A 13,132-nucleotide genomic window follows, 5' to 3' on the forward strand; every position below is an offset into this window, starting at 1 on the left:
TTCCGCCATGCACCTGATCCGCATCGACACGGTCTCCCTCGACGAGGGCGAGGCCGCCATCGATCTCGGTCAGGCACCGGGGGACATCGTGTTTCTGTCGTTCACGGATTCCGACCTGTTCGGCGTCGCAGGCGCGTTCGCGACGGCGTTTCCGCAGGGCGCTGAGAGTCCAGCACCGACCCTGCGCCTCGCGAAACTGGCAAAACTCCGCCACCCCATGTCGGTGGACCTCTACGTCGACGGCGTGATCGCGCGCTCGAAGATCGTCGTGATCCGCTGCCTCGGCGGCCTCGATTATTGGCGCTACGGCATCGAGCGCGCCGCCGCCGCCGCGCGGGCGAACGGCGTCCGGCTCGTGGTCCTGCCGGGCGACGACCGGCCCGACACCCGCCTCGACGCCTTCTCGACGGCGCCGGAACTGGCGCCGGTCCTCGACGCCTATTTCCGGGCCGGGGGCGCGGACAACCTGCGCCGGATGCTCGGGCGGCTCGCCGCCGAGATCGGGTTTCCCGTCGCGATCGAAGAGCCCCGGGCCCTGCCGCGCGGCTTCGTCTGCTGCCCCGGCTGCGGCCCCATCGACCGCGACCGGGCCCTCGCCGCCGGGCGCCCCCTGTCGTCCGGCGCGGCGCCCCTCGCCCTCCTCGTCGTCTACCGCTCGGCGATCCTGTCGGGCGACACCGCCCCCCTCGCGGCCCTCGGCGACGCCCTCCAGGCCCGCGGTCTGCAGGTGCTCCTCGTCGCCGTGTCGAGCCTTAAGGACCCGTCGGCCGTGGGAGCCTTGCGCGACGCCATCGCGGCGCAAAAGCCCGACCTCGTCGTCGCCGCCACCGCCTTCTCGGCCCGCGAGGATGCGGGCTTCGTGCTGGACGGCGCAGACTGCCCGGTGATCCAGGCCTACACCATCGGCGCGGCCCAGGCCGCCTGGGACGCCTCGGCCCGGGGGATGTCGGCGGCCGACCTCGCCATGCAGGTGGCCCTGCCGGAATTCGACGGGCGGCTCTCGGGCTTCCCGATCTCGTTCAAGGAGGACGGGCCGGAGATCGACGGCTTCTCCGAGCGCCGCGCCCGCCCCTATGCCGAGGGCATCGCGGCCTTGGCCGACCGGGCGGCGGCCTGGATGCGCCTCGCCCGCCTGCCCCCATCGGAGCGCAAGCTCGCCGTGGTGCTTTCCGACTACCCGGCCCGCGGCGGCCGGGCCGGCTTCGCCGTCGGCCTCGACACGCCCGAGAGCGCACGGGCCATGGTGTCGGACCTGGCGGCGGCCGGCTACGCCACCGGCCCCCTGCCGGAGGCCGACGCGGTGATGCGCGCCCTCACCCACGGACCGCGCGATTTTGTCGTTGATCTTGCCGCCTATCGGGCGTGGATCGCGGGCCTGCCGGAGGCCGACCGGGCCGATCTGATCGCGAGCTGGGGCGAGCCCGAGGCCGATCCGCTCTGCGTCGACGGCGCCTTTCGCTTCCCCGTAGTCCGTTCGACCTCCCATCATCACGCAGCAAGCAGAAGCCCCGAAGTGGGGGACACCCGCGACAGACCCCCTCTCCTGGAAGGAGAGGGTTGGGGTGAGGTGTGGGACATCTCCGGAGAATCCACACACCTCACCCTGTCCCTCTCCTTCCAGGAGAGGGGACCCGCGACTGATCCGGCTGCCCGCCCGAATGTACCTCCGGGTGAGGGTGAGCGGGAAAGAAGCCCGAACGGCCGCGTCGCCCTCTTCCTCCAGCCCGACCGCGGCCGGGCCGCCGACCGCAAGGCCGGCTATCACGATCCCGACGCGGTCCCGACCCACGCCTACCTCGCCTTCCACCTCGGCCTGCGCCGAAACTTCGACGCCCTGATCCACCTCGGCACCCACGGCACCACCGAGTGGCTGCCGGGCAAGGCCGTGGCCCTGTCGCCCGGGTGCTGGCCGGCCCGAGCCGTGGGCGCCCTGCCGGTGGTGTACCCGTTCATCGTCGACGATCCCGGCGAGGCCGCCCCCCTCAAGCGCCGCCTCGGCGGCGTGGCGCTCGGCCACCTCACGCCGCAGACGGAGTGCGCGGGCCTCGACCCGGAAGCGGCCCACCTGCGCGAACTCGTGGAGGAGTATTCGGCGGCGAGCGTCCTCGACCCGCGCCGGGCCGCGATCATCGCCCGCACCATCCTGGACGAGGCGGAGTCGGCCGGGCTCCTGGCCTCCGCCGGGATCGATGCCGGCACCGCCATGCCGGACGCCCTGGCGGCGCTGGACGCGCACCTGTGCGATCTCGGCGAGGTCACCACCCGCGACGGACTCCACGTCTTCGGCCGGGCCGCGCCCGATGCCTCGGAGGCGGTGGCCGCCTGCGCCACGGCCGAGCGGGACGGCCTCATCGCCGCCCTCGACGGGCGCTTCGTTCCCCCCGGTCCCGCCGGCTCGCCGTCGCGCGGGCGCAAGGACGTGATGCCGACGGGGCGCAACCTCACCACCCTCGATCCGCGCAGCCTGCCGACCCGTGCCGCCACGACCCTGGGCGCCAAGGCCGCCGATGCCGTGGTCCGGCGCTACCTGCAGGACGAGGGCGAGTACCCGGCCCGCATCGTCATGGACCTGTGGGCCTCGCCGACGCTGCGCACCGGCGGCGAGGACGTCGCCCACGCCCTGGCGCTCATGGGCGTGCGCCCGGTCTGGGACCACGCCTCGACCCGCGTCACCGGCTTCGAGGTGCTGCCCCTGGCGCTCCTCGACCGACCGCGCATCGACGTGACCGTGCGGGTCTCGGGTGCGTTTCGCGACACCTTTCCCGACACCCTGGCGCTCCTCGCCCGCGCGGCGGACGCCGTCGCGTCCCGCGACGAGGAGGACGCCGAAAATCCCCTGGCCGCCGCCCGGCGGCGGGGCGAGGCGACGCCCCGCGTCTACGGCGCCGCCCCCGGCCGCTACGGCGCCGGGGCCGGCGGCCTCGCCCTCGACGGCGCCTGGGACGGCCGGGACGACCTCGGCCGCGCCTATCTGGAGGCCACCTCGCACGCCTATGGCGGCGCCGAGGACGTCGCCGATGCCGGCTTCGCCGCCCGCGTCGCCCAGGCCGACGCCTACGTCCACGCCTTCGACGTGGCCGAGCGCGACCTCCTCGACGGCGACGCCGCCGCCGAGGCCATGGGCGGGTTTTCCGCCGCGGCCGGCCTCACCGGCGCCCGCCCCACCCTCTACAGCCTCGATGTCGGCACACCCGATTCGCCGAAAGCCCGGACGGCGCGCGAGGACGCGGCCCGGCTCATTCGCGGAAAACTCGGCCATCCGCGCTGGATCGCGGCGCAGCTGCGCCACGGCTATCGCGGCGCCCAGGAGCTGGCGCAGGGGATCGATGCGGTCTTCGTCCTCGCCGCCACCACGAATGCCGTGTCCGATGCCGACCTCGACCGGCTCTACGGCGCCATGATCGCCGATCCCGAGACGTTCGACGCCCTGCGCGCCGCCAACCCGGAGGCGGCCCGCGCCATCCTCGAACGGTTCGACGAGGCCCGCCGCCGTGGCCTGTGGACCACCCGCCGCAACGCCATGGCGGCCGACGAACTGATGCCCGGTGAACCCATGCCGGAGGCGGCCGAGTGAGCCTCGCCCGCCGCGTCCTGCCCGAGGCACCGAATCGGCGCGGCTGGTGCCCGAGCCTCGCCCGGCCGATGCCGACGGGCGACGGCCTCCTGGCCCGGGTCCATCCGCCGCTCGGGCGCCTCACCGCCGCCCAGGCCCGGGCCGTGGCCGAGGGCGCGCGCCGCTTCGGCAACGGCCATGTCGACGTCACCGCACGGGCCAACCTCCAGATCCGCGGCGTCGTGCCGGAGACGCAGGGGCCCCTCGCCGGGCATCTCGGGGGGGTCGGCCTCGGGGATGTCCGCGCCGATGGCGGCCCGCAGCGCCTGACGCTCACCGCGCCGCTGTTCGGCCTCGACACCCTGGCGGAGGCCGTGGAGGCGATCGGCCGCGCGGTGCCCGGCCTGCCGCCCAAGACCCTGGTGGCCATCGAGGAGGACGGGCGCTTCGGCCTCGGGGAGGCCGAGGCCGACATCCACCTCCGGGTCGTTGCCCCGGACGGCGTCGCCTGGGCGCTAGCCGGGCCGGACGGGCCGGTCTGGTTCGCGCCGGTGACGACAGCGCGAGCGCTGAAGCATGTCTCCAACGCCCTGCGCGCCCTGACCGAGAGCGGCGCCCGGCGCATGCGCGACCTCGACGCCGCGTGCCGTGAAAGGCTCGCGGGCACGGCGATGCCGGCCCCCTCACCTCTCCCCGCCCTGGCGCCGGGCCTGCACGATGTCGGCGACGGCCGCACGGCGCTCGCCGTCGCGGCCGCCTTCGGCCGCTGCACGGCGGACGGCCTCGACCGCTTGGCGGAGTGGAGCGACCGGCTCGGAGCGCTCCACCTCGCGCTGAGCCCGACCCGGGGCTTCGTCCTCGTGGCCCGGGACCGTGACGGCACCCGGCGCGCCCTCGACGCCCTCGGCGAAAACGGGTTCATACACGCCGCCGACGATCCCCGCGGGAACGTCGCCGCCTGCCCCGGCGCGCCCGCCTGCGCCTCGGGCTCGACGCCGACGCTGCTCGATGCCGCCCGCCTCGCCGAGGCGCTGAAGGGTACGGGCATCGACGCCCACGTCTCCGGCTGCGCCAAGGGCTGCGCCCATCCGGGCCCCACCGCCCTCACCCTCGTCGGCCGCGCCGGACGCTACGGCATCGTCCTCCACGGCCGCCCCGATGGCGAGCCGGCGATGCAACTCACTTTCGAGGCCGCGCTGGACCGCGTAAGGAGGGCCGATCCGGCCCACATCCTCGCTCACGCCTTCAGGACCACGACACCATGAGTTCGCGCCTCGATTACCTGCGCGACGGGCAGGCGATCTACGCCCGCTCCTTCGCGATGATCCGCGCCGAGGCGGACCTCGCCCGCTTCCACGGCACCGCCGAGCGGGTGGTGGTGCGGATGATCCACGCCTGCGGCATGACCGACCTCCCCGGCGACGTGGAGGCGTCGGACGATTTCGCGGCACGCGGCGAGGCCGCCCTGAAGGCGGGCGCGCCGATCCTGTGCGACGTCCGCATGGTCGCCGACGGCGTCACCCGGTCGCGCCTGCCGGCGAACAACCGGGTGATCTGTACCCTGAGCGACCCGCGCGTCCCCGAGATGGCCGCCGCCATGGGCACCACGCGCTCGGCCGCCGCCATGGAATTGTGGCGCGAGCACCTGCCCGGCAGCATCGTGGCGGTGGGCAACGCCCCGACCTCCCTGTTCCGCCTCCTCGAACTCCTGGACGAGGGCGTGTCGCCGCCGGCCGCGATCATCGGCATCCCCGTCGGCTTCGTCGGGGCGGCCGAATCGAAGGAGGCCCTCGCCCGCGACGGGCGCGTGCCGTTCATCGTCGTTCACGGCCGGCGCGGCGGCAGCGCCATGACGGCCGCCGCCGTCAACGCCCTGGCGCAGGAGATCGAGTGATGGAGGCGGGCGCCCCCCTCCCCCCGGTCGATCCCCTGGAAGAGACCGCAAGCCCCGTGGCGAAGACCACCGGCACCCTGTTCGGCGTCGGCATGGGGCCGGGCGAACCCGACTACCTCACCGTGCGGGCCATGAAGGTGCTGCAGGCGGCGCCCGTCCTCGTGCATTTCTGCAAGAAGGGCCGGCGCGGCAACGCCCGCACCATCGCGGACGCGGTGCTGCAGTCTGAGCCGGCGCGCGAATTCCCCCTCGCCTACCCCTACACCACCGAACTGCACCCGGATCATCCCGACTACGTCGCGGCTTTGGCCGCCTTCTACGACGACGCGGCGGGGCAGCTCGCCGACCACCTCGGGGCGGGGCGCGACGTCGCGATCCTGTCCGAGGGCGATCCGTTCTTCTACGGCTCGTTCATGCACCTGTGGCGCCGCCTCAAGGACCGCTTCCCCGTGGAGGTGGTGCCGGGCGTCACCGGCATGTCCGGCTGCTGGACCCGGGCTGGCACCCCCATCACCTGGGGCGACGACGTGCTCACGATCCTGCCCGCGACCCTGCCGCACGCGGCCCTCGTCGCGCGTCTGGCGCAGACCGACGCCGCCGTGATCATGAAGCTCGGCCGCCACCTGCCCAAGGTCCGGGCGGCGCTCGGCGAGGCCGGGGTGCTGGAGCGCGCGGTCTACGTCGAGCGCGGCACCATGGCGGGCGAGCGCGTGATCGCGCTCAAGGACAAGACCGACGACGTGGCGCCCTACTTCTCCATGGTGCTCCTGCCCGGCGAAGGCCGCCGGCCGTGACCGGCTCCGTCACCGTCGTCGGCCTCGGACCCGGCGACCCGGACCTGCTGACCCGCTCGGCGGAGGCGGCCCTGGCGCGAGCGGAGGACCTCATCGGCTACATCCCCTACGTCGCCCGGGTGCCCGAGCGGCCGGGCCTGATCCGGCACGCCACCGACAACCGCGTCGAGGTCGACCGCGCCCGCCACGCCCTCGAACTCGCCGCCGCCGGCCGCCACGTCGCCGTGGTCTCGGGCGGCGATCCCGGCGTCTTCGCCATGGCGGCGGCGATCTTCGAGGCGGTGGAGGCCGGCGATCCGCTGTGGCGAACGCTGGAGATCACCGTCGAGCCCGGCATCACCGCCATGCTGGCCGCCGCCGCCCGCCTGGGCGCGCCGCTGGGCGGCGATTTCTGCGCCATGTCCCTGTCGGACAACCTCAAGCCCTGGGCGGTCATCACCGCCCGCCTCGACGCGGTCCTGCGGGCCGATTTCGTGGTGAGCCTGTACAACCCGATCTCGAAGGCGCGGCCGTGGCAGCTCGGGCGGGCGCTCGCCCTTGCAGCCGAGATCCGCGCGCCCGACACCCCGGTGATCTTCGCCCGCGCGGTCTCGCGCCCCGACGAGGCGCTCCGCGTCCTCACCCTGGCGGAGGCCCGCGAGACCACGGCCGACATGGCCACCCTGGTGATCATCGGCGCCTCGGCGACCCGCCTGATTTCGCGGGGGGACGGGGTGCCCTACGTCTACACCCCCCGCAGCGTGCCGGCGTGAGGCGAGCCGTACTTCGGACGTGTCGCGACGCCGAAACGGGTGCGGTCATTCCTACGCGGATCGGGATCGAGCGCGGGTCCCCTCTCCTGAAAGGAGAGGGACAGGGTGAGGTGTGCGAACTTTTCGGAGAGGCCACGACCCTCACCCCAACCCTCTCGTTCCAGGCTACGGCATTCACACATCTCGCGGGCAGCGCAGGTCCCCTCTCCTGGAAGGAGAGGGACAGGGTGAGGTGTGGGACCTTCTCGGAGAGTCTACACACCTCACCCCAGCCCTCTCCTTCCAGGAGAGGGAGCCCCGGTGCGCCTCCCGCCCGCATCCGGATGCCTGCCGCTGCACGGAATCGGCCCGTTCGCAGTTGTGTGAATCCGGTCGCCTTCCAGGAGAGGGGGCAGCGCGCGGGTCACGCGCTCACATCTCCACCGTCAGAGACCCGTGTTTCCGTTCAAATCTGCTGCCTATTGGGCCGCCAGCCACGCCAGGGCTCCGGCCGCGTCGGCCACGCTCGGCACGTCGGGCTTCGGCGGCCGGGCGACCATCACCACCGGCAAGCCCAAACCCCGCGCAGCCGTGATCTTGCCGTACGTGGCCGCCCCGCCGGAATTCTTGCTCACCACGACGGCGATCGCCTGATCGCGCAGGAAGGCCGCCTCGTCGGCCTCCGCGAAGGGGCCGCGCGCAACAATCGCCGTGAGGCGCGGGACGGCCAGAGCCACGGGCTCGATGGAGCGCACGACGTAATCGTGCTGCGGCGCCGCCGCGAAAACCCCGACTTCCTGGCGCCCCACCGTGAGGAAGACCCGGCACGGCGCGGCCCCGAGGGCAGTGACGGCGGCTCCCATGTCGGCGACCGCCCGCCAGCGATCCCCCGGCACCGGCTCCCAGGCCGGGCGGCGGATGGCGAGCAGCTTCGTGCCCGTGCGGGCGCAGGCGCCGGCGGCGTTGGCGGCGATGCGGGCCGCGAACGGATGGGTCGCGTCGATGACGTGGGTGATGCGGTTGCCCTCGATCCAGTCGGCGAGCCCGTCGACCCCGCCGAACCCGCCGATGCGGGTCGGCACGGGCTCGGCCTTCGGCGCGGCGGTGCGGCCGGCGAGCGACAGGGTGGGCTCGACGCCGGGGGGCAGGCCCCGCACCAGGGCGCTCGCCTCGCCGGTGCCGCCGAGGATGAGGAGACGCTTGACCATGGGATGCGTTGTCCATGAGCCCTGAGCCCGTGTCGAGCCGGCCGTGGCTCACCCTGGTCGGCATCGGCGAGGATGGACGCGCCGGCCTGAGTCCGGCGGCCGGCGCCGCCCTCGACGCGGCCGAATGCGTCTATGGCGGGCGCCGGCACTTCGCCCTCGCCGGCCCCCTCGCCGCCGAGGCGCGGATCTGGCCGAGCCCCATCGCGGACGCCTATCCGGGCATCCTGGCCCGGCGCGGCCGGCCGACCTGCATCCTCGCCACGGGCGATCCGTTCCACTACGGCATCGGCGCCGAGATCGCCCGCCTCGTGCCGGCGGACGAGCTGCGGGTGTTCGCCCAGCCCTCCGCCTTCAGCCTCGCCTGCGCGCGGCTCGGCTGGGCGGTGGCCGAGACCGGCTGCCTGACCCTGCACGGCCGGGCCCTGCCCAACCTGATCCCCCACCTCCAGCCCGGCGCCCGCCTCCTCGTCCTGAGCTGGGACGGTGCGACGCCGGCGGCCGTGGCCGCCCTGCTCACCGAGCGGGGGTTCGGCGCGTCGACCCTGACCGTGCTGGAAGCCATGGGCGGCGCACGGGAACGCCGCCGCAGCGCCCGCGCCGACACGTTCGATCTGCAGGCCATCGATCCCCTCAACACCCTCGCTGTCGCCGTGGCGGCCGCGCCCGACGCGCGGGTGGTGCCTTTGGCGCCGGGCCTCGACGACGCCTGGTTCGAGAATGACGGGCAGCTCACCAAGTCCGACATCCGCGCCGTGACCCTGGCGGCCCTGCGCCCGCGCGCGGGGCAGGTGCTGTGGGACATCGGCGCCGGGGCCGGCTCCATCTCCATCGAGTGGATGCTGCGCCGTCCCGGCCTCAGGGCATTCGCCGTCGAGGCCAACCCGGCCCGCGCCGCCCGCATCCGACGCAACGCCGCGCATCTCGGGGTGCCGGGCCTCGTCGTGGTGGAGGGCGCCGCCCCCGATGCCCTCGACGGTCTGGAGCGACCCGACGCGGTCTTCATCGGCGGCGGCGTCACGGCGGCGGGCCTCCTGGAGCGGGCCTTGGCCACCCTCCCGTCCGGGGGCCGCCTCGTCTCGAACGTCGTGACCCTGGAAGGCGAGACCGTCCTGCTCGCCGCCTTCGCCCGCCACGGCGGCGGCCTCAAGCGCCTCACCGTCGCCAAAGCCGATCCCGTCGGCCACCTCCACGGCTGGCGCAGCGCGATGCCGGTGACGCAATGGACCTGGGTCAAGCCGTGAAGGACGAACCGCCGCCTAACAAACCCTCCCCCCTCTGCGGGGGAGAGTGCCTGCGGAGCAGGCGGGAGAGGGGCAGCGCGACGTTCCAGGATAAGGCAGTGCTCCCCCTCATCCGACCCGCTTCGCGGGCCACCTTCTCCCGCAGGGGGGAGAAGGATTTTTCGCCGCGACGCCGGCGCTCAGACACCGAAATGTCTTGACAATATTCCTATTCCGTGGTTGTCTCCGGTCACTCGCCTCCCACACGGGAGGCCCCCCGGCGGACCGGGTCGGGGGGCTCGGGGGGAGGAGACGGTGCCCCGCGTCGATGGCCCGGTCGCCATCGCCCCGGGCCGCGCCGGCGNGTCGGCCGTTCGGGGCTGGGAATTCTTGGTGCGGAAGAGCCGGGAGGCCGTGCTGAGGCTGGCTCCGGGACCCTGGGGCGCACCGAGAGAACGGACGGTCCGCCCACTACGAGGCGGGCTCGGGGCCCAGCGCCCTGATTAGTCGGCTGCCGCACCGGCGTTCCCGCGAGGGGCGTCGCGTCGCGCGGAGGAGGGCCGCCACTAGCCGAGTCGCCGACGCCGTGAAGACATCGTGACGAAACGGACCGGCCCCGAAACGGGCCGGGCCGGGGGACGCCGGGAGACCGGCAAAACTCAAAAAAACGTGGTTTCGCGGCGTCCCGCGTCTCCCGTTTCCCGGCCATCCCCCGCGCCACCGGCGGCGGGGCCGCAGCCGTGCGCGCCCTCGAAACCGACGCCTAGGCGCGCACGCCTCCGCCGTGGCAGGCTCCCTCTTGCCGGACGGCTCCCCGAGGCACACGGACATGAGACAGTTATCGGCCGATGGGGTCGACCGCCGGTGCAAATCGCCGAAGGGCGGGATGCTTGGGTCCCCTCTCCTTCCGGCAGGGCAATCGCAGATGAACCGCGACCGGCCCCGTCTCCGTCTCCGTCCGGGGGACGGCATCTCCCAACGCGCGGGCAGCACGGGTCCCCTCTCCTGGAAGGAGAGGGACAGGGTGAGGTGTGTGAACCCTCCGGAGAGTCCACGACCCTCACCCCAACCCTCTCCCAAACAGGAGAGGGGGCCCGTCGCGGGTGTTCGAAGCCTCTTGGGTCCTGTTCGAGCGTCGGGAAAACCCATCTGCGATCGCCCTGCCTTCCAGGAGACGGAGCCCGTCGCGCCCGACGCCGACACGCGGACGCGTCCGGCGAGGGAGCGGACACCCCGGGGCTGCGTCGCCGGAATCGGGTTTCGCCACGCCACGTCGGCCGACGAGATCCTGGCCCTCGTCCGCCTGGCCCTCGCCACCCGAGGCGTCCCCCTCGGATGCCTCGCCACCCCCGCCGACCGGGCGGACGAACCCGCGATCCGCGCCGTGGCCGCCACCCTGGGCGTGCCCCTGCTAGGGATCTCGGCCGAGGCGATGATCGCCGTGGACGACCGGATCGTCACCCGCTCGGCCCGCATCGCGGCGACGCGGGGCGTCGGCTCCGTGGCGGAAGCCGCCGCCCTGGCGGGCGCGGGCGTGGGCGCCGACCTGATCCTCCCCCGCATCGCCAGCGCCGGGGCGACATGCGCCCTTGCGCTGCGCCTAGAATCCGTCACTCAGGCGCCATGACCGTCCATTTCATCGGCGCCGGCCCGGGTGCCGCCGACCTCATCACCGTGCGCGGGCGCGATCTCATCGCGCGCTGCCCCGTCTGCCTCCATGCTGGCTCCCTGGTGGCGCCCGAGATCCTCGGCTGGTGTCCGCCGGGGGCACGCATCGTCGACACCGCGCCCCTGGACCTCGACGCCATCGTGGCCGAGTGCGCCGCCGCCCACGCGGCCGGCCTCGACGTCGCCCGCCTGCATTCGGGCGACCTGTCCATCTGGAGCGCCCTCGCCGAGCAGACCCGGCGCCTGACCCAGGCCGGAATCCCCTACACGGTGACGCCGGGCGTGCCGTCCTTCGCCGCCGCCGCCGCCGTGCTCGGGCGCGAACTCACCGTGCCGGGGCTGGCGCAATCCGTCATCCTGACCCGGACCTCGGGCCGGGCCAGCGCCATGCCGGAGCGCGAGACCCTCGCCGCCTTCGCCGCCACGGGTGCGACCCTGGCGCTGCATCTCTCGATCCACGTCGTCGATGCGGTGGTGACCGAGCTGACGCCGTTCTACGGGCCGGACTGCCCCACCGCCGTGGTGTTCCGCGCCACCTGGCCCGACGAGCGCGTGCTCACCGGCACCCTCGCGACCATCGCGGGGCTGGTGGCGCACGCAAAGCTCGAGCGCACGGCCCTCATCCTCGTCGGTCCCGCCCTCGACCCGGCGGAGTTCCGCGACAGCGCGCTCTACTCCACCGACTACGACCGCCGCTTCCGGCCGCAGGCCGGGACGCGGGCGGCCGGCCCCGTGGCGGGGGAGCGCGCATGACCGTGCCCGGCCTCCTCGTCGCCGCCCCCCGGTCGAGTTCCGGCAAGACCACCGTCACCCTCGCGCTCATGCGGGCGCTGAGTCGGCGCGGGATCGCCGTGCGCGGCGCCAAATGCGGGCCGGACTACATCGACCCGGCCTTCCACGCGGCCGCCACGGGGTACCCGAGCTTCAACCTCGACAGCTTCGCCATGCCCGAACCCATGCTCGACGCCGTGGCGGGACTCGCCGGCACGGACGCCGACCTCGTGGTGGCGGAGGGCTCCATGGGGCTGTTCGACGGGATCGTGGCGGGGGCCGGCCGCACCGGCGCCAACGCCGACATCGCCGCGCGCTACGGTTGGCCCGTCCTCCTCGTCCTCGACGTGTCGGGGGCCGCGCAATCAGCCGCCGCCGTAGCGCTCGGCTGCTCGCTCTACGATCCGCGCATCCGCATCGCGGGGGTGGTGCTTAACAAGGTTGCGAGCCCGCGCCACCGCCGCCTCGTGGAAGCGGGGCTGGCCAAAGTCGGCCTGCCGGTCCTCGGCGCCCTCATGCGGGATGCCGGCCTCACCCTGCCCGAGCGCCATCTCGGCCTCGTCCAGGCCCGCGAGACCAGCGATCTCGACGCCCGCCTCGACCGCCTGGCGGATCTGGCGGAGGCCGGCCTCGAGCTCGACGCGATCCTCGCCGCCGCCTCCGGCGCCACGCCGCCGCGGCGCGCCGGCGCCCTGCCGCACCCGCCCGGCCAGCGCATCGCGGTGGCCTCGGACGCGGCGTTCTCGTTCCTCTATCCGCATATGGCGGCGGGCTGGCGCGCCCTGGGGGCCGAACTCGTCCCGTTCTCGCCGCTCGCCGACGAGGCCCCGCCGGCCGATTGCGACGCGGCCTGGCTGCCCGGCGGCTATCCCGAACTCCATGCCGGACGGCTGGCGCAGGCCGCGACGTTCCTTGCCGGCCTGCGCGCCTTCGCGCGGGAAAAACCCGTCCACGGCGAGTGCGGCGGCTACATGGTGCTGGGGGAGAGCCTGGAGGATGCCGACGGGATCACCCACGCCATGGCGGGGCTGCTCCCGGTGGCGACCTCGTACCGGACGCGCAAGCTGCATCTTGGCTACCGGGTCGCGACCCTCCTGGCCGACGGCCCCCTCGGCGGCGCGGGCACGCGCCTCGTCGGCCACGAGTTCCACTATGCGAGCGAGCGCACGCCCGCCCCCGAGGAAGCGGCGGCGCTGGCCCGCGTCACCGATGCGGAGGGTGTGGCCCTGGGCCTCGCCGGCCACCGCCTCGGGCGGGTGACGGGAAGCTTCTTCCACCTGATCGGATGAGCGC

10 protein-coding genes are annotated in these 13,132 nt (G+C 74.2%); 9 read left to right on the forward strand and 1 reads right to left on the reverse strand.

Features of this window, described 5'->3' with window-relative positions:
• The first annotated feature begins 7 nt into the window (after window positions 1-7).
• The 5 genes from cobN to cobJ are packed head-to-tail and all read left to right on the forward strand — an operon-like array spanning window position 8 to window position 6,993.
• Window positions 8-3,574, forward strand: a complete 3,567-nt coding sequence (gene cobN / locus ASF28_RS06075) for a cobaltochelatase subunit CobN (RefSeq protein WP_056088984.1) — start codon at window positions 8-10, stop codon at window positions 3,572-3,574.
• Entirely contained in the window at window positions 3,571-4,818 is a 1,248-nt protein-coding gene (locus ASF28_RS06080) for a hypothetical protein (RefSeq protein WP_056088987.1), read from the forward strand. Before cobN ends, ASF28_RS06080 begins: the two co-directional genes overlap by 4 nt.
• Window positions 4,815-5,447 carry a precorrin-8X methylmutase gene (locus tag ASF28_RS06085; protein ID WP_056088990.1) on the forward strand — a complete coding sequence of 211 codons (633 nt, stop codon included), beginning with the start codon at window positions 4,815-4,817 and terminating at the stop codon, window positions 5,445-5,447. The genes ASF28_RS06080 and ASF28_RS06085 overlap by 4 nt, the downstream gene beginning before the upstream one ends.
• On the forward strand, window positions 5,447-6,241 hold the full coding sequence (locus ASF28_RS06090) for a precorrin-2 C(20)-methyltransferase (protein ID WP_056088992.1): 795 nt from the start codon (window positions 5,447-5,449) through the stop codon (window positions 6,239-6,241). Before ASF28_RS06085 ends, ASF28_RS06090 begins: the two co-directional genes overlap by 1 nt.
• Window positions 6,238-6,993, forward strand: a complete 756-nt coding sequence (gene cobJ, locus ASF28_RS06095) for a precorrin-3B C(17)-methyltransferase (RefSeq protein ID WP_056088994.1) — start codon at window positions 6,238-6,240, stop codon at window positions 6,991-6,993. The genes ASF28_RS06090 and cobJ overlap by 4 nt, the downstream gene beginning before the upstream one ends.
• Window positions 6,994-7,451: 458 nt before the next feature.
• Here cobJ and ASF28_RS06100 read toward each other — a convergent pair whose 3' ends face one another.
• Window positions 7,452-8,180 (reverse strand): cobalt-precorrin-6A reductase, encoded by a 729-nt coding sequence (locus ASF28_RS06100; protein ID WP_056088997.1) that lies wholly within the window; start codon window positions 8,178-8,180, stop codon window positions 7,452-7,454.
• Between the two features lie 14 nt (window positions 8,181-8,194).
• Here ASF28_RS06100 and ASF28_RS06105 point away from each other — a divergent pair, with 14 nt between their 5' ends.
• From ASF28_RS06105 to ASF28_RS06120, 4 genes are all read left to right on the forward strand, one after another.
• The gene (locus ASF28_RS06105) at window positions 8,195-9,421 is read left to right on the forward strand and encodes a bifunctional cobalt-precorrin-7 (C(5))-methyltransferase/cobalt-precorrin-6B (C(15))-methyltransferase (protein WP_056089001.1); all 1,227 of its coding nucleotides are present in this window, start codon (window positions 8,195-8,197) and stop codon (window positions 9,419-9,421) included.
• Between the two features lie 1,096 nt (window positions 9,422-10,517).
• Window positions 10,518-11,027, forward strand: coding sequence for a cobalamin biosynthesis protein (locus tag ASF28_RS23200; RefSeq protein ID WP_338011685.1), 510 nt, complete (start codon window positions 10,518-10,520; stop codon window positions 11,025-11,027).
• On the forward strand, window positions 11,024-11,821 hold the full coding sequence (cobM, locus tag ASF28_RS06115) for a precorrin-4 C(11)-methyltransferase (protein ID WP_056089004.1): 798 nt from the start codon (window positions 11,024-11,026) through the stop codon (window positions 11,819-11,821). Before ASF28_RS23200 ends, cobM begins: the two co-directional genes overlap by 4 nt.
• Complete coding sequence (locus tag ASF28_RS06120; protein WP_056089007.1) at window positions 11,818-13,128, forward strand: cobyrinate a,c-diamide synthase; 1,311 nt, start codon at window positions 11,818-11,820, stop codon at window positions 13,126-13,128. Before cobM ends, ASF28_RS06120 begins: the two co-directional genes overlap by 4 nt.
• Window positions 13,129-13,132: the final 4 nt, after the last annotated feature.

It is taken from the genome of Methylobacterium sp. Leaf99 (assembly GCF_001422375.1).
Classification (GTDB): domain Bacteria; phylum Pseudomonadota; class Alphaproteobacteria; order Rhizobiales; family Beijerinckiaceae; genus Methylobacterium.

Bases quoted from the DNA above. Each gene is read 5' to 3' on its own strand.
- cobN (WP_056088984.1), top strand. From the start codon at position 8: ATGCACCTGATCCGCATCGACACGGTCTCCCTCGACGAGGGCGAGGCC.
- ASF28_RS06085 (WP_056088990.1), top strand. From the start codon at position 4,815: ATGAGTTCGCGCCTCGATTACCTGCGCGACGGGCAGGCGATCTACGCC.
- ASF28_RS06090 (WP_056088992.1), top strand. From the start codon at position 5,447: ATGGAGGCGGGCGCCCCCCTCCCCCCGGTCGATCCCCTGGAAGAGACC.
- ASF28_RS06100 (WP_056088997.1), bottom strand. From the start codon at position 8,180: ATGGTCAAGCGTCTCCTCATCCTCGGCGGCACCGGCGAGGCGAGCGCC.
- ASF28_RS06105 (WP_056089001.1), top strand. From the start codon at position 8,195: ATGAGCCCTGAGCCCGTGTCGAGCCGGCCGTGGCTCACCCTGGTCGGC.
- cobM (WP_056089004.1), top strand. From the start codon at position 11,024: ATGACCGTCCATTTCATCGGCGCCGGCCCGGGTGCCGCCGACCTCATC.
- ASF28_RS06120 (WP_056089007.1), top strand. From the start codon at position 11,818: ATGACCGTGCCCGGCCTCCTCGTCGCCGCCCCCCGGTCGAGTTCCGGC.